Source organism: Verminephrobacter aporrectodeae subsp. tuberculatae, from assembly GCF_026127385.1.
Classification (GTDB): Bacteria; Pseudomonadota; Gammaproteobacteria; order Burkholderiales; family Burkholderiaceae_C; genus Acidovorax; species Acidovorax aporrectodeae.
The window spans coordinates 1,284,678-1,304,481 of sequence record NZ_QZCX01000003.1; the positions used below are offsets into that span (position 1 = coordinate 1,284,678).

Below are 19,804 nucleotides of genomic sequence, written 5' to 3' on the forward strand. Positions count from 1 at the left end.
CACGGTGTCAATGCCACACGGTGTCAAATGCGGCGCACGAACAACACATCCCACACGCCATGCCCAAGCCGCAGACCCCGGTGCTCGAATTTGGTCCGGGGCCGGTAGTCGGGCCGGGGGGCAAAGCCGGCGGCCGTGTTGCGCAGCAGGTGCTCGGCGCCGAGCACCTGCAGCATCTGCTCGGCGTAGGACTGCCAGTCGGTGGCGCAATGCAGGTAGCCGCCGGGTCTGATCCGGGCCGCGAGCCGGGCCACGAGCGGCGGCTGTATCAGGCGGCGCTTGTGGTGCTTCTTCTTGTGCCAGGGATCGGGAAAGAAAATGTGCACGCCGTCCAGGCAGCCCTCGGGCAGCATGTGCCCGATGACCTCGACCGCGTCGTGCTGCACGATGCGGATGTTCGTCAGCTGCTGCTCGCGCATGCGCTTGAGGAGCGCGCCCACGCCGGGCTCGTGCACCTCGCAGCACAGGAAATCATCTTCCGGGCGCAAGCCGGCGATATGCGCCGTGGCCTCGCCCATGCCAAAGCCGATCTCCAGCACCAGCGGGGCACTGCGGCCAAACGCGGCAACGGTGTCGAGCGCGGCCGGGGCGTAGGGCAGAACGAAGCGGGGACCCAGCTCTTCGACGGCCCGGGCCTGGCCTGCGGTGCCTCGGCCCGCGCGGCGCACGAAACTCTTGATGGTCCGGGGATGGAACGGGGCGTCTGCGGCGCGCGCAGCGCCCGGGGAGGCCAGAGCATGGGTCGGTGCGGTCACGATGGAGCCCATTGTAGTTTCGTCACTCCGCCGCAAGCCACTTGCCAATGCGTCAGAGATGCAAATGTGGTGTGGCTTTGGGCGGCTCCCATCAGGGCGGAACGCTTGGGCGCCCGCAGCATGCATTTCGCGCCCGCATTCGGCATTTCGTCGCATGGCGCTTGGCAGCGCTGGCCGCATGCGGGATCGTCGGGCCTCCCGTCTCCACCCATCCGGCGATCACCATGCATCTTCCCCTTCTTTCCTCTCTCCTGTCCCGCCCGGCCATGCGCGCCCTGTGCCGCATTGCCATCCTCGCACCAGCCAGCACCCTTGCCGCCGACCTGAGCCTGGATATTGCGCATGGCCCGGCCGGCGAAGCCACGCTCTATGCCAGTTTGCACAACAATGCAGCGAGCTACGCGGATGGCAAGCCGATGGCCGTGCAAACCGCGCCGATGCGCGATGGCAAGGCCCGCCTCGTGTTCCCGGGGCTCGCGCCCGGCCACTACGCGCTGCGCGTGTTCGCAGACGAGAACGGCAACGGCAAGCTCGACACCAACCTCATAGGCCTGCCGACCGAGCGCTACGGCTTCTCGAACGATGCCAAGGGCAAGTTCGGCGCGCCCGACTTCGACGCCGCAGCCATCCGCGTCGACGCGGCCGACCTGCAGGCCGTGATCCATCTGCACTGAAAGACCCACATGGAACGACGCGAACTCCTGCGCCTGCTGGCCGGCGCCCTGCCCCTGCTGGCGCCGCTGGCGCGTGCCGCCAGCACGGACGACTGGCAAGCCCTATTCGAGGCGAGCACCGTGCCCTGGAAAACCGGCTACGCGACGCCCCCGGGCGACCTGCCGCTGACCCGTGCCAGCGTGCGCGGGCGCTTCCCTGACGCCGTGACCGGCACGCTGCTGCGCATCGGCCCGGCAGGCCACGACCTCGGCGGCGAGCGCTACCACCACTGGTTCGACGGCGACGGCATGCTGCACCGCTTCGTGATCGACGGCACCGACGTGCGGCACCAGGGCCGCTACGTCGCCACGCCCAAGCGCGTGGCCGAACTGCGCGCCGGCCGTCGCCTGTTCGAGGCCTTCGGCAGCATCCTGCCGGGCGTCGAGCCGCCGACGTCGGCCGACAGCCTGAACGCGGCGAATACCAGCGTGCTGCCGCTGCGCGACGAACTGCTGGCGCTCTGGGAGGGCGGATCGGCCACGCGCATCGACGCGCGCACGCTGGACACGCTGGGCCCCAAGACCTGGCGCGCCGACCTCGCGGGAATGCCGTTCTCGGCCCATCCCAAGGTGGACCCGGACGGGACGGTGTGGAACTTCGGGCTCGGCTCCGGTCAGCAGCATGGCCTGCTGGCGCTGTACGAGATCGCACCCGAAGGCAGGCTGCGGCGCGCAGCCGTGGTTCCGGTGGCCGACCTGCCGATGGTCCACGACTTCGCCGTCACCGAGCGGCACCTGGTGTTCCTGCTGCCACCCCTGGTATACGACGGCAAACGCCGGGAGGCTGGTGCGAGCCTTCTCGACGCCCATGTCTGGCGGCCCGAATTGGGCATGCGCGCACTGGTCGTCGAGAAACGCGACTGGGACAAGCGCCAGATGCTCGCGTTGCCCGCGGGCTTCCTGTTCCACGTCGGCAATGCCTGGGAAGAAGACACGCCGCGCGGCACGCGCATTCACCTGGACTACGCGCGCACGGACAACGCCGACCCGGTGTTCACGACCCTGCGCGAGGTGATGCGCGCACGCCTTGTGAGAAACCTCCGCCCGCAGCTGAGCATTGCGACGCTGAACCTCGGTACCGGCCAGGCCACGCAGCAAACGCTGCCGCTGGAAGCCGAGTTTCCACGCATCGATCCGCGCCGCGTCGGCCTGCGCCACCGCCATGTGGTGCATGCCACGCAGGTCCGGCCCGATCTGCCAGGCTTTGGCGCGGTCGCACGCACGAATGTCGAGAACGGCCGCAGCCAGCGCTTCAGCTACGGCGCGCAAGCCATCGTGGAAGAGCACGTTTTCATTCCGGACGGCACAAGGCCGGGCTGGGTGCTGGGCACGGCGTTCGACTTCGGAAGGCAGAAGACGCTGCTGTCCTGCTTTGCGGCCGATCACCTGGCTGCCGGACCGGTGGCGCAGGCCACGCTTGCGTACGCACTGCCGCTGGGCCTGCACGGGGCTTTTGTTCCGGGCTGAGGCCCGGGCTGCCACCGGGGCGACAGGCATGCGCCGTACTCTGCCGGGGCGTCGCCCCGGAAGGATGGTCTGAAACGCATCCAGAGTTGCGGGCAACTGCGCCCCCGTCGCATCAACCGGGCAATTCTGGTGATCAACCACCCTTTCACCATTCGGCCCGATCAGCTCACGATGAAACAAAAGTCATGCTCGACGCTTGACGATGCCTTTGCACCTCTGAAGCTGTTTGCCTGGGTTTTCCTGACCGCAGAGGTCACTCCATCGTCGGTGGGCTCCACCTTCCTGCCGGTTGCCCCGGTCAGGCTTTTGAGCAAGTTGGAGAATATCTCGTCCTTCGAGAGTTTTCTCCCACCGATCCGCACGACAATTCTTGCCTGTGGCGCGAGAAGCGGAGCCACCCCCTCCCAGGCTTCCTTCAGAAAGTGCCAGTAAAGCACCTTGTTATAATGTCGCCCGTCGCCTCTGGCATGTGAACTCTTTGCATCTTCACCCAAAAACCAAAGGCGCAACCATTGGTCCTCCCGATAATTCGTAGTATCGAGGTACGGAGGCGAAGTAATGATATCCGTCACTTTGCCTTGAAGATGTGGGAAAGCCGTTTTTGCTTTCCGAGCATCCGATTCAACGATTTCGCCTCGACCATCCGGCGCCGGGGTTCTGAACCTGAAATCGGTCATATTGCGCAGAATATAGAAAACGTCACGTTGCGGGGCGACATACCCATGTTTGTGCCACCAGCGCACTGAATAAGCAGGCTTTGTACTAATCGTTCGCGGCATCCGGTTGCTGAAGTAATTCGGACTCCGATGCGATTCGCCATGCAGTGCCCCGAGGCAAAGTGCGGCTATGAATCCATCCGTGCCATTATTGCGCCAATCCAGATTTTCCCGCAGAAAGCGCAACGCATCATAAGTATCTACGTGAAAGCATGCCGAAAAAAACTCGGCCATGTCGCCGCCTGGAGCGGGCGGTGGTTTTTTTATCATCAAGGCTTGCAATGCATTGATCCGTGCAAGCACTGCATCACGGACGGGAGGATTGCATTTGGCACTGGTGATGCAGACTGCCACCGGGTGCAGGTCGCAACCCGCTGCTTTCCGACCGTCCAACAGCGCCTGGAACACGGTCGTGCCGCGCCCGCAAAAAGGGTCGAATACCACTCCGTCAAAGTGCGATGCCGCAAGATGCTTTTCCACGAATGCCTCGGGAAACATTGCAAAATAAGGGCAGATGGCGTGGAAGCGATGCCTCATGCCGCGACTGCTCTCCGTGTTGCATAGGCTTTGATCCAATCCACTGCAAGGGCAAGTTGATCAAATGCTTCAATCGCCAACCCATTTTGGTAAAGTTCTTCCGCTTCTGCTACCCGACGAGGCACTCGAATGCGATGAAGAACATTACCAAGAGTAAGGCAGTCATCGCGGAAATCGTCATCGGGTCGAGCAAACGGAATGATGTGATAGCATATCATATTAGTGACAGGCTGTTGACTGAACCAGCGCTTATGAAACACGAGAGGATGGCCTAGAATGGACTTCTCTTTCCAGTTTCCTCCGGTAGCCACCTGTGCCGCAGCCAGTAGAAATCCCGGTAACCCATCGTCATGCAGGCGCGCTGCGAAAATATCGATCTGGTCGTCCTTTGGGTTATTGGATGCACCAGGTGCAGTTTGGATTATTCCATCATTAAAGAAATCCCATATCTGCTTCAGTTTGTTCTGAAAACTTGTTCTGTCAATTCGTGGATACCCAAAAGACCATGCACGCCCCCGAACCTCTGCGGCCAGCGCTGCGGTCGCGAAATACTGAAAATACTTGCGCAGAGCCTTTATCTCCAGATCGGTGGGGTAGACAGCGGAACCGGACAGAATTTCGGAGACCGACTTCAGGTGGGACAAGACCAATGAAAGAACATACGCAGTTTGCCCATAGGAAAGGTCTTGACCTGTAAAAGTCAGTATATCGCCATTTTCATCCAAGGCAAACGGCCAAGAATTGCCAAGCGCTTGACGTCTCTTTTCCATGCGCCTTACAGCGCCGGAAACGATCTCTTCTCGATTGATCATTTCTTCATTGACATTCCTGTAATCACTTTCAGCCCCGATTTCTGAGGCGTTGATCAGATCCTTGGTGAAAGATCTAGCTTGATCATCAAAAAAAGCCGTCAGTTCCATATAATCTGCCGCTAAATCGAAATCCGGATTTTTTGTACCGAATTGATCGTGCGGAAAGTACAGTTCAACCGCCACTTTCACTTCCTCCTATGGCAGTATTGAATTCCTCTTTCATTTTATCGCGGACGATCTTCGCGGTTACAAAAATATCGTCCGCGACATTCAAAAGTGACTGATCACGCCCGTCGTAGCCGCGCAAGCTGTTAGCCGCATCACGCAGCATGTTCCGGGCGCGAATGAGTGCAGACGAAAAGACTTCATCGGCAGGTCGTGTGCTTGCATATGCTTCCGCCAACGGACGGCCTGCAAGCAGCATATGCTGACCTTCGGCACTTGCGAGTGTTTCACCCAGGTTTTTGAGGTCCGGGTTTTGTGACTGTATGACCGAATCCTTGTCATCCTCTTTGGATCCATATATCCAGACCAACACCTTCCGAAGGCGGTCCAGTTTGTCAGCCGGAACAGGGTTTTCTTGCGGATCGTAGCTGGACCATGCAGTCTTCAATCCCAAATAGTCCATGTAATCCGTTCTGGAAAGTGCCGTGTAGAGGTGTGAGAAGTTGAATTTTGTGGTTTTTCGATCGGATAGCGAGAAAATACCCCCGTGCTCTGCTTGTTCCAGAACGTAGATGGCTGACACCATTCTCTTGATGGTGTCATGTTTGTCGCCGATCTTTCCGGCAATTTCTTCCAATGTGGTATTTCCGGATCTGTACCACGCTGCAGCAAATTTGGCTTTCGCGTATGACTCCCATTTTGCTGCACCATTGATGTGTTTGAACCCGATAAAGGACCGCGCCGCATCCCGGTCAGGAACACGATAAACCGAAACCGCAGAGAGCGATTCCATCTTGTCTGCGCTGATCGCAGGTACGCTGATCTTCAGGCCATCCTTGGCGATTGCTTGGACAAGGCCCGGCTCCCGAAACAGGCGGATGGCTGCAAGCCTGCGATTGCCTTCAAGAACCGTAAATTTCTGATCAGAGGGATCCAGCCAAACGATCAATGGTTCGATATCGATATAACCATTGGCTGCAATCGACTGAAGAAGTTCTTCCAGTTCCTCACCCCGATAGAGTTGGGCAATGATTTTTTCATCAGTCGGACATGCACTGATCGCCACCAGGCGGGGATTTCCATGGTCGAGCTTCAAGTAATCACACCTGAACTTGGTTGTTTTTCCCATGGGTACTTGATCAGGCTTGTTGATCGCATTGTTCGTCATTTATCTTGCTCCACTGCAAACCTTACATCCCTGTTGACAAAAACATTCTCGCCTTTTTCATACTCAGGGACGATGATGCAAAAATTTTTGTTGAAAATAGTGTGCTTGCGCTCCAGCATATGCGATGAGGTCTGCCCCACCGCCGACTGCTCGTGGCCCAGCCCATCTTTCCGGGCACGATCGACTTGGCTGAGATCCGGGAGCTGATGCATGGGAGTGGCAATTATCGCCTTGAGAATTTCTGGCGACTTTCAGGGCAGCTGCGCATGGCCCATCCGGCCCAGAATCGTCCGTGTCCGCCCGGTCAGGTACGCCGACCCCGGCGTTTTCTCGAAGCGCCTGGGTGCGGGCAGCATCACGGCCAGGCGGGCGGCCTCGGCGGGGGCGAGCTGGTTGGCGTTTTTGCGAAAGTAGTGCTGCGCCGCGGCCTGCGCACCGAATACGCCTGCGCCCCACTCCACGTTGTTCAGGTAGATTTCCAGGATGCGCTGCTTGGTCAGCAGCCTCTCCAGCAGCAGCGTCAGCAGGTACTCCTGTCCCTTGCGCAACCAGGTGCGTTCGCCCGAGAGCAGCAGGTTCTTGGCCAACTGCTGGGTGATGGTCGAGCCGCCGCGGGTTCCGGGTGCGGGCGGGGGATGCTCGGGGGCGCGACTCTGGGCCCTGGCGGCCAGGGCCTGGGCCTTTGCGTTGCGTTCCCAGGCTTTTTCGATGGCGTTCCAGTCCACCCCTTCGTGGTTCACGAAGCCGTCGTCTTCGGCTGCGATCACCGCGCGCTTGAGGTGCTCGGAGATTTCGGCGTAGGGCACCCACTGCTGGCGCCAGCGCAGCTGGCCGCTGCGGGCCATCTGCGTCCAGGCTTCGGAGCGCTGGAAGGTGGTGGATTCGGGGTCGATCACGGCCATGGCCGCGATGCGTGCCACAAAGAAAATCTGCAGCGCCAAGCCGGCGCACAACACCAGCGCCAGCCAGCGCAACGCGGCTTGCGGCGCCTTGGGGCTCATCCCGGCCGCGCCTGCATTTCGGCCAGCACCCGGGCCGATGGCGGGCGCACGCCGCGCCAGAGCAGAAAGGCTTCGGCGGCCTGCTCGACCAGCATGCCCAGGCCGTCGCGCGGCGTCGCGCCATGGCGGCTTGCCCAGTCCAGAAATCCCTGGGCGGCAGGGCCGTACATCATGTCGTAGGCCAGGCTGCCGGGGCGCAGAACGCTTGCGGGAACGGGCGCGTCCGCGCCCGCGAGGCTGCTCGCGGTGGCGTTGATGACGATGTCGAAACTGGCGTCGGGCAGCAGCAGGGTCTGTGCTTTCAGCTCTGTTTTCTGTTGCGCAGCGAGCGCGCTGTGCGCCTGCACCAGGGCCTCGGCCCGGGCCAGCGTGCGGTTCGCCAGCGTGATGCGGCGCGCACCGGCGTGCAGCAGCGGGCCGAGCGCGCCCGCGGCCGCGCCGCCCGCGCCCAGCAGCAGCAGGTCGCAGCCGGCGAGCGGGACGCCGGCGTTGCGTGTGATGTCGGCCACCAGGCCCAGGCCGTCGGTGTTGTCGGCGTGGACGCTGCCGTCTGCGTGCAGGCTGAGGGTGTTCGCGGCGCCCGCAAGCTGCACGCGCCCGCTGCACCGGGCGGCGCAGCGGGCGGCCTCGATCTTGAAAGGCACGGTGACGTTGCAGCCGCGCCCGCCCTGGGCCGCAAAGTCGCGCAGGCCCTGGGCAAAGCCGTCCACGGGCACCAGGCGGCGTTCGTAGCGGATGCGCTCGCCCGTCAGTTCGGCGAAGCGGGCGTGGATGGCGGGCGAGAGGCTGTGCGCGATCGGGTTGCCCAGCACGCAGTACAGGTCGACGGTTTGGTTCATGGGGGGGATGGGAGCCGCGGTGCGCATGCCGCGCTGGCCGGGTTATCGGACGCTGCTGGTCTCCAGGGTCTGCTCCCGAGTGAACTTGAAGCGCGCCACCATGGCAATCTGGTCGGCGTTTTGGCGCATTTTGGCGCTGAATGCGTCAAACGGGCCTGCCGCGCGTGCAATGGCTTGCGCGCGGCGGTCCAGCGTGGCGTTGCCGGAGCCTTCCACGACCTCGGTGTCGAGCACGTGGCCGTCGTTGTTCACGGTGACGATCATCGTCAGCTCGCCGTAGAGCTTGCGGCCTGCCTGCTCGGGGAAGTTTTCCGTGCCCTTGTCTTCCACCTTGCGGCGCAGCGTGTCGTAGTACAGGGCGTAGACTTCCTCGCGGGTGGCGGGGCTGATGTAGCGCTTTTTCGGGCGCGCGTTTTCTTCCTGGATGCGCTTTTCGATTTCGGCCAATAGCTTCACGTACTGGCGGCGCTTTTCCTGTTCGCTGGTCTGTTCGCTGCCTTCGTCGGCCTTGCGCGGATCGGGTTCGGGCAGGACCGCCAGCTGCTTGCGCAGCTGGGTCAGCAGTTGCACCTGCTGTTGCTGCAGCGCGTCCACCTTGCGCTGCGCTTCCTCGAAGTCGTCGCCGACGGCCGTCAGCGCGGTATAGGGCAGGGGGCTCGCGGCCCAGCCCTTTTCGGCGTCGCCGCCACCGGCCAGATGGGTCTGCGCAATGGCCTGGGCCTTCTCGGGGGGTTCGCTGGACCGGGCGTTCACCAGGATGACTTCGAGCGGCGTGTCCTGGAACGTGCGGTTGAAGGCTTCGGGGTCGATGAAGCGCACCGAGATGAGCGCGGCGTGCACGGTCACCGAGACGCCAAGCGCCAGTTGCAGCGTGCTGAAGGTGCGAAAGAAGGCGGGCGATTTCACGGAGCCGGATTATCGGCCTGATCGGCGTCCGCGGGCGCATCGGCCTCGTTCACGTCCACCGCGATGGCCAGCGGGCCGGCCACGGTTTCTTCTTCCTCGGCGTCTTCCGGCGGGCCGTCGCCGCGGGCGTCCGCGGGGTCGTCCAGGCGCTCGATGACGCTGCCGTGGACGTCCAGCGCGATTTCATCCGCCTGGCCCAGCCTGACCCTCAGGCGCGCGCCGCGTGGCAGGTTTTGCGCGCCCAGCACGGGAAAGACCAGCGGCAGCTCGTCCGCGCGCACCAGAAAGCTGCCGCCCGCAGCTTCCTTGAGCACCGTGGCGTCGAGCTCGGTGATGCCGTTCTGCGCCAGGTACTTCAGCGTCCAGAAGCGCTCCATTGCGGCCTGGTGGCCGTTGTAGGCGCTGTAGGCCGCGTCGAATTGGCTGATGATGGAAAACAGTTCGGCGTCCCGGGGCTTGAACGGCGCGGCCAGCGCGGCCGTTCTTCCGTTGCGCGCGCAGGCGATGATCTGCCACTGGTTCACCAGATCGGTGTAGCGGCGCAGCGGTGACGTGGCCCAGGCGTACGCCTTGACCCCGATTCCCGCGTGCGGCAGCGCCTTGGTTCCCATGCGCACTTTCACGCCGGGCGCCATGCTCGCCTGGCTGCGGTAGATGCCGGGAACGCCCAGTTTCTCCATCCAGCTGCCCCAGGTGCTGTTGGCCACGATCATGGCCTCGGCGACGATCAAGTCCAGCGGGGCGCCGCGCTGGCGCCGGCTGATCTGCACCGGCTCGTCGCCCGTGGGTTCGGCGCCGGCGCCACCGGCCAGGCGAAAGTTGTAGTCCGGCCGGTTGAAGCTCTCGGGCCTGCCCCGCACCACTTCGCGCAGCGCCTTCAGATGCCTGGCCAGGCGGTAGGCAAAGGACAGCTGCGCACGCAACTCATTCAGGTGCGGCGGGGCGTTTTCGTGCTCCAGCGCGGGGTCGGTCAGCCAGGCGTGCGTGACCACGCCGTCGAGTTCGTCGTGGCGCAGGTTGGCGACCACGTGCACCCGCTCGAGCCGGGTTTCCGAGTCCTTGCATTCCAGGCTGGCCTCGTCGATGCGCAGGTACAGGGACACGGCGGGGTTGGCGCGGCCCGCGTCCAGCGTGCAGGCCCGCACCACGCCGTCGGGCAGCATGGTGATTTTGTGGCCCGGCATGTAGACCGTGGACAGGCGCGCGCGGCCCAGCTGGTCGATGGCGCTGCCCGGCGCGATGAGCAGGCCGGGCGCGGCAATGTGGATTCCCAGCAGCACGCTGCCCGTTCCCAGACCCTGCACCGAGAGCGCGTCGTCGATTTCCGTGGTCTGCGAGTCGTCGATGGAATACGCCTGCGCGCTCGACAGCGGCAGATCGTCGGCGCCCGCGGGCAGCGGCACGGCGGGAAAGCCCGTGCCCTTGGGAAAGTTTTCCAGCAGGAAGCGCCTGTAATGGAACTGGTACGCCGAGTCGATGGCTCCGGCCTTTTGCAGCAGGTCGAGCGGCGCGCTGTGCGTGGCGCGGCTGGCCTGCACCACGGCCCTGTATTCGGCTGCGTTCTTGTCGGGCTTGAACAGGATCTTGTAGAGCTGCTCGCGGATGGGCTGCGGGCATTCGCCCCGGCCCAGGGCGGTCGCCCAGTCGTCGATCTGCTGCAGCACGGCCTTTTTCTTCTCGATCGCGGCCAGCGCCTGCTGCAGGATTTCGGCCGGGGCTTTCCGGAAACGGCCCCGGCCCGCGCGGCGAAAGTAATGCGGTGCGTCGTACAGGCGCAGCAGCGCCGCGGCCTGCTGCGCCAGCGTGGCGTTTGCCGAAAAGTAATCGCGCGCCAAGTCGGCGAAGCCGAATTCGTCTTCCGGGGCGAATTCCCAGGCCAGGTCCAGTTCGATGGTTTCGGCCACGGCGCGGGCCTGGCGCAGCAGTTCGGCAGGCGCCGGCTGGTCAAATTTCAACAGCATGCTGGCGGCTCTGACCTTGACCCGCTTGCCCGAATCGAGCTCGATCTGCGCCGAGTTCCCGGCCTCGGACAGGATGCGGCCGGCCAGAAACTTGCCTGCTTCTTCAAACAATGTGTGCATGGCGGGGATTGTCCCACGGGCGCTGCGCCGGCCCGCCCCTCCCGAGCGGCCCGGGGACGCAGAAGAATCAGCCTTTCAACACCCGCCCCGGATTCATGATCCCCTGCGGATCGAGCGCCTGCTTGATCGCGCGCATCATGGAAAGCGCGACCGGTGACTGGTAGCGTTCGAGCGTGTCGACCTTGAGCGCGCCGACGCCATGCTCTGCCGAGAACGAGCCACCGAAACCGGCCACGGCCTCGTACACGAGGTGGTTCACACGCGCCTCCTGCTCGCGCAGAAAGGTCCCGGGGTCGCCTTCCGCGGGGGCCTGCACGTTGTAGTGCAGGTTGCCGTCGCCCAGGTGACCGAAGTTGACCAGGCGCACGCCCGGGATCGCGCGCTGCAGCAGCGCGTCGGTGTGCGCAACGAAGGCCGGGACGCGCGCGATCGGCACCGAGATGTCGTGCTTGATGTTCGGGCCTTCCTCGGCCTGCGCCAGCGGAATGCTCTCGCGGATATGCCACAGCTGCCGGGCCTGCGCGAGGTTCTCGGCGACCACGGCGTCGCTCACGCAAGCGGCCGTGCACGCGTCCTCGAGCAGCGCCTCGAAGCGCCCGCGTGCGTGCGCTTCGGATTCGTTGTCCGAATTTTCGAGCAGCACGCACCAGGGCACGCCGCCGTCCTCCAGGAAGGGCACGCGCAGCTGCGGCATGTGCTTGCCCACCAGGCTGAGTGCGAAGCGGCCCATGAGCTCAAAGCCCGTGAGGCCCGCGCCCAGCCGCCTGTGCGCCAGGCCCAGCAGGGCCTGCGCGTGTTCCAGCGTGGGTACGGCGGCCCAGGCGGTCAGGCGCGCGACGGGTTCGGGGTAGAGCCTGAGCGTGGCCGCGGTGATGATTCCCAGCGTGCCCTCGCTGCCGATGAACAGGTCGCGCAGGTCGTAGCCCGTGTTGTCCTTGCGCAGGCCCCTGAGGCCGTCCCACACCTGGCCCTGCGGCGTGACGACTTCCAGGCCCAGGCACAGGTCGCGCGCATTGCCGTAGCGCAGCACCTGGGTGCCACCGGCGTTGGTGCCGAGGTTGCCGCCAATGGTGCAACTGCCCTCGGCAGCCAGAGACAGGGGAAGGAGCAGCCCCGCACCCTGCGCCGCGTCCTGCAGGTTCTGCAAGATGCAGCCGGCCTCTGCGCTCAGCGTGAGGTTGTCGCCGTCGATGCCGCGCACGGCGTGCATGCGCCGCAGGCTCAGCACGATCTGTGTTCCCGAACCATCGGGCGTGGAGCCCTGGACGAGCCCGGTGTTTCCGCCTTGCGGCACGATGGACGTTCCTGCGGCGGCGCAGGCACGCACCACGGCCGCCACTTCCTGCGTGCTGCCCGGGCGCACCACGGCGAGGGCCTTGCCACGCACGCGGCGGCGCCAGTCCTGTTCCCAGGCGCAGAGATCGCCGTCGGTGAGCACCTGGGCGGGGCCGACCAGGTGGCGCAGGGTGTCCAGGAGATCGGCCATGGGGCAAGGGGCCTCAGGCAGCCTGCGCGGCCGCCTGGGCATTGCGCTGACGCAGCCGCACGTGCAGTGTGCAGGCCACGAACAGCAGCAGGCACAGCGCGACTTCGCCCCAGGCGAGCCACTGCGCGGGGGGCCCGTCTGCCCAGCCGCGCACCACGCCTTCGGTGAAGTAGAGCCAGATCACCAGGCTCAGCCAGCGGTAGGTGTACATGCGCTTTTTGAGGACTCCGGCCAGCGGAAGGCACAGCGGCAGCGCCTTGAGCGCAATCCACGACCCGCCGGGGCGCACGGGCGCGAGCACCAGCTCCCAGGCCAGGCACAAAACGATGAGCGCCAACAGGCTGCCCGCAGCCAACCAGCGCGTGGCGGAAACGCCACGGCCGCATGGTACGGGGTGGCGGGAGAAAGCAGCGGCGGGAGCGGGAGAAGCGGAGGGCAACGCAGTCATTGAGGTGGCATCATATCGGCCATGTCCCTTCTCTCAGCCGCCCGGCGCATCGAGTTGTGCGTGACCAGGCTGTCGCACTTTCCCTGGAAAACCACCGCGCAGGCCCTGCGCGCGCGCTTTCGCGAAGAGCATCTGGGGCTCACGGCCAGCAGCCTGACCTTCACCACCACCCTGGCGCTGGTGCCCTTCTTCACGGTGGCGCTGGCGGTGTTCACGGCGTTTCCCATTTTTGGCAAGCTGCAGGATGCGTTGCAGAACTGGCTCGTAGGCAGCCTGGTTCCCGACAGCATTTCGCGCCAGGTGCTGGGCTACCTCACGCAGTTCGCGGCCCAGGCCAGCCGCCTGGGTGCGGTGGGTTTGAGCGCGCTGCTGGCCACGGCCCTGGCGCTGATCCTCACCATCGACCGCACGCTCAACGACATCTGGCGCGTGCAACGCCTGCGCCCGCTGGGTCAGCGGGTGCTGATCTACTGGGCCGCCATCACGCTGGGCCCCTTGCTCATGGGCGCGAGCCTGGCGCTGACCTCGTATGTGATGTCCGCCTCCAGCGGGCTGGTCAAGCGCCTGCCCGACGGTGTGCAATTCTTGTTCGACTCGATCCAGTTCGTGGTGCTCGCCGGGGGCATGGCGGCGCTCTACCACTACGTGCCGAATACCCCGGTGCGCTGGCGGCACGCGTGGACGGGCGGCGTCTTCGTCGCGCTGGGCATCGAACTGGCACAAAAGGCGCTGGCGCTGTACCTGGGCAAGGTGCCCACCTATTCGGTGATCTACGGGGCCTTTGCCACCTTGCCGATCCTGTTGGTGTGGATTTATACGGCCTGGGTCATCGTGCTGCTCGGGGCGGTGATCGCGGCCTACCTGCCGAGCCTGCTGGCCGGGGTGGCGCGCTGCACGACGGGGCCCGGCTGGAGCTTTCAACTCGCGCTGGAGGTGCTGCAGGAACTGCAGCGCGCACGCCAGCAGGCGACCAAGGGCCTGCGCCCCGGGCAACTGGCGCAGCGGCTGCGCGTGGACGTGCTGCAGCTGCAGCCCGTGCTCGAGGCGCTGAGCGCACTCGATTGGATCGGGCAGGTGAGCGATGCGGCAGTGGGCGCGTCCGATGCACTGCAAGCGCGCTACATGCTGCTCGCGGATCCGCACGACACCCTCCTGGAGCCGCTGCTCCAGCGCCTGCTGCTGCAGCGGGAACAGAGCCTGGAGCCGCTATGGGCCAGCGCCCGGCTGGACGCCTTGCGCATGGCGGATGTGCTGAAGGATTAGCCCGCTTCGGACAATCTGGCGCGTCCCGTGGTTTCCCCCTATGCCTCGATTCGGGCGGGCATTGTGGGCTATATTGAGCCCCACCCTCCCCTGCCCTCCTGCCCTCCTGGAAACCCGCCGCCATGCAAGTCAGCGACATTCTTCGCGTCAAGGGCAACGCCCTCTACACCGCCGCGCCGGACGAGCCGCTGGCGGACGCCGTCAGCGTCATGGCGGAACGCGACATCGGTTCGCTGGTGGTGATGGAGCAGGGCGAACTCGTGGGCATGCTCAGCTTCCGCGAGGTGATCCTGGCGATGGTGAAGAACGGCGGCAGCGTCGCCGCGCTGCCGGTGCGATCGGCCATGGACGACGCGCCCCTGACCTGCACGCTGGAAACCGACATCGACGCGGTGCGCCGCATGATGCTCGATCACCACGCGCGCTACCTGCCCGTGATGGAGCGCAAGCTGCTGATGGGCGTGATCAGCTTCTACGACGTGGCCAAGGCCGTGGTCGACAGCCAGAACTTCGAGAACAAGATGCTCAAGGCCTATATCCGCGACTGGCCCGAGCAGACCGCGGGCAGCGACTGAGGGGCGGCCTCCTGCGCAGGCGGCGGGCATAATCGCGCGCCATGAGCGGCAATACCTTTGGAACCCTGTTCACGGTCACCAATTTTGGTGAATCGCACGGCCCGGCGATTGGCTGCGTCATCGACGGCTGCCCGCCCGCAATGCCGCTGTCCGAGGCCGACATCCAGGCCGACCTCGACCGGCGACGCCCCGGCACCAGCCGCCACGTCACGCAGCGCAACGAGCCCGACGCAGTGCAGATCCTCAGCGGCGTTTACGAGGGCCAGACCACGGGAACGCCGATTGCGCTGCTGATCCACAACACCGACCAGCGCAGCAAGGACTACAGCGACATTGCCCAGAGCTTTCGCCCGGGCCACGCCGACTACAGCTACTGGCACAAATACGGCATTCGCGACCCGCGCGGCGGCGGCCGCTCCTCGGCGCGCCTGACGGCGCCCACGGTGGCCGCGGGTGCGGTGGCCAAGAAATGGCTGGCCCAGCGCTACGGCACCGGGTTTCGCGCCTGCATGGCGCAACTCGGCGAGCTCGTCATCCCGTTCGAGGGTTGGGAGCACGTGCGCGCCAACCCCTTCTTCGCCCCCGTGGCCGACGTGGCGCGCTACGAGGACTACATGGACGCGCTGCGCAAGGCGGGCGACTCCTGCGGTGCGCGCATCCGCGTGCAGGCCACGGGCGTTCCCGTGGGCCTGGGCGAGCCGCTCTACGACAAGCTCGACGCCGACATCGCCTACGCCATGATGGGCCTGAACGCCGTCAAGGGCGTGGAGATCGGCGCGGGCTTTGCCAGCGTCGCGCAACGCGGCAGCACGCACGGCGACTCCCTGACCCCCGAGGGCTTTCCCAGCAACAACGCGGGCGGCGTGCTCGGCGGCATCAGCACCGGGCAGGACCTGGAGGTCAGCCTGGCCATCAAACCCACCAGTTCCATCGCCAGCCCACGCGCGTCGATCGACATCCATGGCAAGAGCACCGAGGTCGTCACCAAGGGGCGCCACGACCCCTGCGTCGGCCTGCGCGCCGCGCCCATTGCAGAGGCGCTGCTGGCCCTGGTGCTCATGGACCATGCACTGCGCCACCGCGCCCAATGCGCCGACGTGCTGGCGCCAGGGCCGCCAATCCAGGCGTCGTTTCTGTAAGCCGCCCTGCCTCTCTTGGTCAGCTTGCGCAGCTGAGGGCCCCTGGCCCATTTCGTTATACACAAGTCCCCTGAATCTGAAGTTCCCGACAGAACCTGATGCCAGCGGCAAAGTCAAAAATGCGCTGCATTCCCAGCCAGATGGTCTTGACTCCGGGCTCACCATCGCGCTTTCGCGCAAGAAAGCCCCCCAGCTTGGCAATCAGCCGCACACCTCGTTGAGCGTGGGCGGCTCCTTGGGCAACTCTTGCTTGTTCAGGATGTACGCCGCTTTCCATTCGTCGGGCTCGAACATCAGTTGCGCATCCAGTTGCGGGCAACTACGCCCCAGTCGCATCAGCCGGGCAATGCGCCACGCCACCACCATGTACAACACCACCGCGCGTTCTATCTTGCTGACACTGCCCAACTGCAAGGCTTCGATCCGGCAACCGTTCTTGAGCACATGAAAGAACATTTCGATCTCCCAGCGCGCCCGGTACCAGTCGATCATCCGGGCGGCTTGCTCCAGGGTCTCCACGGGCAAGTTCGTCAGCAATCTCCACTCGATGGGCTTTTCGCCATTCGCCAGCGGCTCCTCCCGGGCAACGATGCATGTGGCCTGCACAAACCCGCCGTGGCCATCGGGCAACTCCAGCGCTTGCGCCCACACTTGCTGTACCACTTCACGAGGGCGCGACCCCTGGCGCGAGGCAAGGGTGAAACGAATCTCTCCCTGCGAATCACCCGCCGTCACCCGGCTCCACAGTTTGTCGTCTTCTCCGAGAACTCGGTTGTGTTTGCTGCGCAGCAACCAGTCCACTGGCTCGCCCAAGTCACGTGCTCGCACCATCAGGGCCATGATGTCAGCCTCGCGGTCGGCCACGTAGACCAGTCGTGTATTGGGCAACTGCGGGGCCATCTCGGCCAGTCGTTCGTAGCCCTCTATCCAGCGCAGGCTTTCGCTGACGCCAGGACGGCTACCATCGCTCTGGCGCGGCTGTCGTGCCCACATCCACGCATCAAGCACACCCAGCGGCTCGCGCGAGGTGGAGATGGCGTACGTGGGCTGCAGGTACATGCCGCGCTGGGCCTCGTAGCTCAGTGGCCCCAACCCCTTGGCCTCTTGCCCATTGAAGTTCAATTCGGTGGTGTCCTGGATGCACAAAACATGCTCGTGCGCCGCCATGCGGGCCACCGAGTTTTCGATGTGCGGCGCCAGGATGGCTTCCCACTGGACCGCCTCATTGCCAAAGAAGCGGTAGGCTCCGATGGTGTCGGCCCAATCGCCGCAGGCTTGGGGAATGCTGGCTGTGGGCTTGGCACTCAAGCTCTCGATCAGGTGGATCGCACGCTGTTTGCGCCTGGGGTCCCCCAGGTTCATGCTCTTGAATTCGGTGACTGCCCAGCTCATTGTGTGCTTTCGCTATGAAATAGGTAGCATAGCTCATGCGCGGGGGACTTGTGTATGACGAGATGGGTTTGGCTGTGCTCTTGCCCGATGACCGGGCAACGTCCACCAGGCGTTTCGGGCAGTCGTCGCCGTTCGTCCTGGTGCCGAGAAACAACGCCGCGCTGCGTTCGCCAAGCCCCGGCGGCGGGCGGCGTGACACGACGCCAGACGCTAAGTCACCTTGTTGTCCAGATGCGAGGGCAGCCAGCCCACGACGACCAACTGGCTCTCATCGTCCCAGAAGAAATACAAACGAAAGCAATGCCGCGGGTTGTGCGCATTGCCTTTTTTCAGGTGGCGAACGAGAACCTTCCGATGGCCCGCATATTGCACGCTGTACTGATCGCCATTGCATTTGGTGGCGTTTCCCGTGTGCTCCTCCTTGAGGTGCAGGCTGGCCAACGCCTGGTCGTAGGCTTGCTTTCTGTCGTCCCCCCCATGAATGCGCATCGGAACATAGTATTCCTTGAGCAGGAGCAGCGCCCTGTAGATCAGCGCGGGATCTTCGTAGGTCGATTTGCGCACGCCCTGGATTGCGCGCGGCGTCATGACCAGCGCGCCGGCGAGTTGCTCCTCGCACCAGGACTCGAATTCGTCGAGTTCCTGCGGAATCGGCACGTCCTGCCGGCCTGGCGACTGCGCCAGCTGCTGTTCCAATGCGCAGACTCTTTGCCGCAGTTTGAAGGCCTGTTCCTTCGCGGCTTCCGCTTTTTGCTCGGCGGCGTTGCGCTCGTCCTCGGCGAGTTTGAGCAGGTCGTCGTACTCCTGCTTTTGCTCTTGCAAGCTGGTGCGCAGCGCCTCGTTGTCCCGCTCGAGTTGCACCAGATCGGTATCGCTGTCGCCGGCGGGCCTGGCTTGGCTGCGTTCTTTCTGCGCGGCCTGTTGGCGCACGAAGTTGAAGCTGGGCAGGCGCTGCTCGCGCTCATACCCCCGGACCGTATTCCACAGCACCTGGTTGACCAGCCAGGGTGCGAAGGCCAGGGGGCCTTTCTCATTCCATGCGGCGATGCGCTGCGCGAGCGCGAGCGGATGCCGTGAGGCTTCGTCCACACAGCGTTTGAAGCCGGACCGATAGGTTCGGACCGCCTGCTGGAATGTGGAGAGTTCGCGCCCGACCCGGTCCGAGAGCAGAAAACTCGCGCGCCCCGTCAGAACCACCACATGCGCCGCCCCCAGTGTTTGCTGCAGGAACCGCTCGGCCGGGATCGCCGTTTGGCTCGGGTCCTCGGAGCCTACCGGCAAGGACAGGACCACGACGTCGGCGATGCGCTCTGGCCGCTCGAGCAAGGCCAGCAGGGCGTCGACGTCGGCTTCGCTCGCGATGATGCGTGGCGTCTTGTGAATCAGTTCCCCGTCGAGCTCGGCCGGGCCGGCGCGCAGAATCTGTTTGGCGAAACCCGGGATCGAGCGGTCGAATGGCGCATTGTCGCCGCGCGTGGCGCAGATCAGCCGGGTGCCGAACTGCACCGCGCCCCGGGAATCGAGGCGCACGCCGACTTCGGTGATCCAGTCACGCTGCAGCACGCTTTGGTCGTCGTCGTCGAGCCGCGCCGCCCAGGACCGGGGTTCGGCCAGCGCCACGGCCGCGGCGCGCGGCGCGCCGATTTCCGATAGATCGAAGCTGCTTCGCTGCCAGGCTTCGGACGGGAGGCTGCGGCCGGACTTTTTTTCCAGCCAGCGCAGCACCTGATCGACCGTCGCGTCAAAGCGCTCCTGCGCTGTCTGGTTTCTGCGCGGGAGGAGTTTCACGGTGACTTGGCTGATCGGGCGAATCAGCGCCCGCGCCGGCTTGGCGGGGGTCGGGGTGGCGAACGGCTCAAGCATGTTTCCGGACTGTCGGGTTATTTGCGCACCTCGTCGACCATGGCGCGGAAGTCGTCGATGTCCTTGAAACTGCGGTACACGCTGGCAAAGCGGATATAGGCCACCTTGTCCAGCTTCTTGAGCTCGCGCATGACCCATTCGCCAATGCGGCTGGAGGGCACTTCGCGCGGCCCCAGGCCGAGCAGTTTTTCCTCGATGCGCTCGATCGCACCGTCGATCCGGTCGGTGCTGACCGGACGCTTGCGCAGCGCCAGATGGAACGATGCAAGCAGCTTGTCGTGCTCGTATTCGACGCGGCGACCGTCCTTTTTCACGATGGCCGGCAGGCTCACTTCCGGCCGCTCGTAGGTGGTAAAGCGCTTGTCGCAGGCGCTGCATTGGCGGCGCCGGCGGATGAACACCGCCTCCTCGGATACCCGGGTTTCGACGACCTGCGTTTCAAGGTGGCCGCAAAAGGGGCACTTCATGGGGGCGGTGG

General features: G+C 64.6%; 18 protein-coding genes and 1 pseudogene. 5 read left to right on the forward strand and 14 right to left on the reverse strand.

Annotation, left to right across the window (positions count from 1 at the left end; translation table 11 throughout):
- Window positions 1-23 precede the first annotated feature (23 nt).
- Window positions 24-767, reverse strand: coding sequence for a tRNA (guanosine(46)-N7)-methyltransferase TrmB (trmB, locus tag D5041_RS20810; RefSeq protein ID WP_265285654.1), 744 nt, complete (start codon window positions 765-767; stop codon window positions 24-26).
- A gap of 212 nt (window positions 768-979) precedes the next feature.
- Between trmB and D5041_RS20815 the strand changes: the two genes are divergently transcribed.
- Window positions 980-1,429, forward strand: a complete 450-nt coding sequence (locus D5041_RS20815; RefSeq protein WP_029554360.1) for a DUF2141 domain-containing protein — start codon at window positions 980-982, stop codon at window positions 1,427-1,429.
- Window positions 1,430-1,438: 9 nt separating this feature from the next.
- Window positions 1,439-2,935 carry a carotenoid oxygenase family protein gene (locus tag D5041_RS20820; RefSeq protein WP_265285655.1) on the forward strand — a complete coding sequence of 499 codons (1,497 nt, stop codon included), beginning with the start codon at window positions 1,439-1,441 and terminating at the stop codon, window positions 2,933-2,935.
- A 161-nt stretch (window positions 2,936-3,096) separates the two neighbouring features.
- On the opposite strand, the gene D5041_RS20825 is transcribed toward D5041_RS20820, so the two are convergent.
- The 10 genes from D5041_RS20825 to D5041_RS20870 form a co-directional block, all read right to left on the reverse strand.
- Window positions 3,097-4,188 carry a DNA methyltransferase gene (locus D5041_RS20825; protein ID WP_265285656.1) on the reverse strand — a complete coding sequence of 364 codons (1,092 nt, stop codon included), beginning with the start codon at window positions 4,186-4,188 and terminating at the stop codon, window positions 3,097-3,099.
- Window positions 4,185-5,183 carry a hypothetical protein gene (locus tag D5041_RS20830; protein ID WP_265285657.1) on the reverse strand — a complete coding sequence of 333 codons (999 nt, stop codon included), beginning with the start codon at window positions 5,181-5,183 and terminating at the stop codon, window positions 4,185-4,187. Before D5041_RS20830 ends, D5041_RS20825 begins: the two co-directional genes overlap by 4 nt.
- The gene (locus D5041_RS20835; RefSeq protein WP_265285658.1) at window positions 5,173-6,333 is read right to left on the reverse strand and encodes a ParB/Srx family N-terminal domain-containing protein; all 1,161 of its coding nucleotides are present in this window, start codon (window positions 6,331-6,333) and stop codon (window positions 5,173-5,175) included. Before D5041_RS20835 ends, D5041_RS20830 begins: the two co-directional genes overlap by 11 nt.
- Complete coding sequence (locus tag D5041_RS20840) at window positions 6,330-6,545, reverse strand: hypothetical protein (protein ID WP_265285659.1); 216 nt, start codon at window positions 6,543-6,545, stop codon at window positions 6,330-6,332. The genes D5041_RS20835 and D5041_RS20840 overlap by 4 nt, the downstream gene beginning before the upstream one ends.
- Window positions 6,546-6,584: 39 nt before the next feature.
- Window positions 6,585-7,334, reverse strand: a complete 750-nt coding sequence (gene mtgA / locus D5041_RS20845) for a monofunctional biosynthetic peptidoglycan transglycosylase (protein WP_265285660.1) — start codon at window positions 7,332-7,334, stop codon at window positions 6,585-6,587.
- Window positions 7,331-8,173, reverse strand: a complete 843-nt coding sequence (gene aroE, locus D5041_RS20850) for a shikimate dehydrogenase (protein WP_265285661.1) — start codon at window positions 8,171-8,173, stop codon at window positions 7,331-7,333. Before aroE ends, mtgA begins: the two co-directional genes overlap by 4 nt.
- 42 nt (window positions 8,174-8,215) lie before the next feature.
- Window positions 8,216-9,079: an energy transducer TonB gene (locus D5041_RS20855; RefSeq protein ID WP_265282762.1), complete on the reverse strand. Its 864-nt coding sequence runs from the start codon at window positions 9,077-9,079 to the stop codon at window positions 8,216-8,218.
- Window positions 9,076-11,160 carry a ribonuclease catalytic domain-containing protein gene (locus D5041_RS20860; RefSeq protein WP_265259283.1) on the reverse strand — a complete coding sequence of 695 codons (2,085 nt, stop codon included), beginning with the start codon at window positions 11,158-11,160 and terminating at the stop codon, window positions 9,076-9,078. The genes D5041_RS20855 and D5041_RS20860 overlap by 4 nt, the downstream gene beginning before the upstream one ends.
- Window positions 11,161-11,227: 67 nt before the next feature.
- The gene (locus D5041_RS20865; protein WP_265285662.1) at window positions 11,228-12,646 is read right to left on the reverse strand and encodes an FAD-binding oxidoreductase; all 1,419 of its coding nucleotides are present in this window, start codon (window positions 12,644-12,646) and stop codon (window positions 11,228-11,230) included.
- A 13-nt stretch (window positions 12,647-12,659) separates the two neighbouring features.
- On the reverse strand, window positions 12,660-13,094 hold the full coding sequence (locus tag D5041_RS20870) for a DUF2069 domain-containing protein (RefSeq protein ID WP_265259285.1): 435 nt from the start codon (window positions 13,092-13,094) through the stop codon (window positions 12,660-12,662).
- Between the two features lie 21 nt (window positions 13,095-13,115).
- Between D5041_RS20870 and D5041_RS20875 the strand changes: the two genes are divergently transcribed.
- The 3 genes from D5041_RS20875 (at window position 13,116) to aroC (ending at window position 16,071) form a co-directional block, all read left to right on the forward strand.
- Window positions 13,116-14,357: a YihY family inner membrane protein gene (locus D5041_RS20875; RefSeq protein WP_010107897.1), complete on the forward strand. Its 1,242-nt coding sequence runs from the start codon at window positions 13,116-13,118 to the stop codon at window positions 14,355-14,357.
- Between the two features lie 122 nt (window positions 14,358-14,479).
- Window positions 14,480-14,932: a CBS domain-containing protein gene (locus D5041_RS20880; RefSeq protein WP_265259287.1), complete on the forward strand. Its 453-nt coding sequence runs from the start codon at window positions 14,480-14,482 to the stop codon at window positions 14,930-14,932.
- A 41-nt stretch (window positions 14,933-14,973) separates the two neighbouring features.
- A complete protein-coding gene (gene aroC, locus D5041_RS20885) occupies window positions 14,974-16,071 on the forward strand; it encodes a chorismate synthase (protein WP_265282759.1) in 1,098 nt (365 codons plus the stop codon).
- 55 nt (window positions 16,072-16,126) lie between these two features.
- Here the strand turns inward: aroC and D5041_RS20890 are convergent.
- From D5041_RS20890 to nrdR, 3 genes and pseudogenes are all read right to left on the reverse strand, one after another.
- Window positions 16,127-17,463, reverse strand: a pseudogene (locus tag D5041_RS20890) (IS4 family transposase).
- 210 nt (window positions 17,464-17,673) lie between these two features.
- Entirely contained in the window at window positions 17,674-19,326 is a 1,653-nt protein-coding gene (locus tag D5041_RS20895) for a hypothetical protein (protein ID WP_265285663.1), read from the reverse strand.
- 17 nt (window positions 19,327-19,343) lie between these two features.
- The gene (nrdR, locus tag D5041_RS20900) at window positions 19,344-19,793 is read right to left on the reverse strand and encodes a transcriptional regulator NrdR (RefSeq protein ID WP_010106545.1); all 450 of its coding nucleotides are present in this window, start codon (window positions 19,791-19,793) and stop codon (window positions 19,344-19,346) included.
- Window positions 19,794-19,804: the final 11 nt, after the last annotated feature.

Coding starts and splice junctions, on each gene's coding strand:
- D5041_RS20825 (WP_265285656.1), bottom strand. CDS start 4,188: ATGAGGCATCGCTTCCACGCCATCTGCCCTTATTTTGCAATGTTTCCC.
- D5041_RS20865 (WP_265285662.1), bottom strand. CDS start 12,646: ATGGCCGATCTCCTGGACACCCTGCGCCACCTGGTCGGCCCCGCCCAG.
- D5041_RS20895 (WP_265285663.1), bottom strand. CDS start 19,326: ATGCTTGAGCCGTTCGCCACCCCGACCCCCGCCAAGCCGGCGCGGGCG.
- nrdR (WP_010106545.1), bottom strand. CDS start 19,793: ATGAAGTGCCCCTTTTGCGGCCACCTTGAAACGCAGGTCGTCGAAACC.
- D5041_RS20835 (WP_265285658.1), bottom strand. CDS start 6,333: ATGACGAACAATGCGATCAACAAGCCTGATCAAGTACCCATGGGAAAA.
- D5041_RS20870 (WP_265259285.1), bottom strand. CDS start 13,094: ATGACTGCGTTGCCCTCCGCTTCTCCCGCTCCCGCCGCTGCTTTCTCC.
- D5041_RS20820 (WP_265285655.1), top strand. CDS start 1,439: ATGGAACGACGCGAACTCCTGCGCCTGCTGGCCGGCGCCCTGCCCCTG.
- aroE (WP_265285661.1), bottom strand. CDS start 8,173: ATGAACCAAACCGTCGACCTGTACTGCGTGCTGGGCAACCCGATCGCG.
- D5041_RS20880 (WP_265259287.1), top strand. CDS start 14,480: ATGCAAGTCAGCGACATTCTTCGCGTCAAGGGCAACGCCCTCTACACC.
- trmB (WP_265285654.1), bottom strand. CDS start 767: ATGGGCTCCATCGTGACCGCACCGACCCATGCTCTGGCCTCCCCGGGC.
- aroC (WP_265282759.1), top strand. CDS start 14,974: ATGAGCGGCAATACCTTTGGAACCCTGTTCACGGTCACCAATTTTGGT.
- D5041_RS20840 (WP_265285659.1), bottom strand. CDS start 6,545: ATGCATCAGCTCCCGGATCTCAGCCAAGTCGATCGTGCCCGGAAAGAT.
- D5041_RS20815 (WP_029554360.1), top strand. CDS start 980: ATGCATCTTCCCCTTCTTTCCTCTCTCCTGTCCCGCCCGGCCATGCGC.
- mtgA (WP_265285660.1), bottom strand. CDS start 7,334: ATGAGCCCCAAGGCGCCGCAAGCCGCGTTGCGCTGGCTGGCGCTGGTG.
- D5041_RS20875 (WP_010107897.1), top strand. CDS start 13,116: ATGTCCCTTCTCTCAGCCGCCCGGCGCATCGAGTTGTGCGTGACCAGG.
- D5041_RS20860 (WP_265259283.1), bottom strand. CDS start 11,160: ATGCACACATTGTTTGAAGAAGCAGGCAAGTTTCTGGCCGGCCGCATC.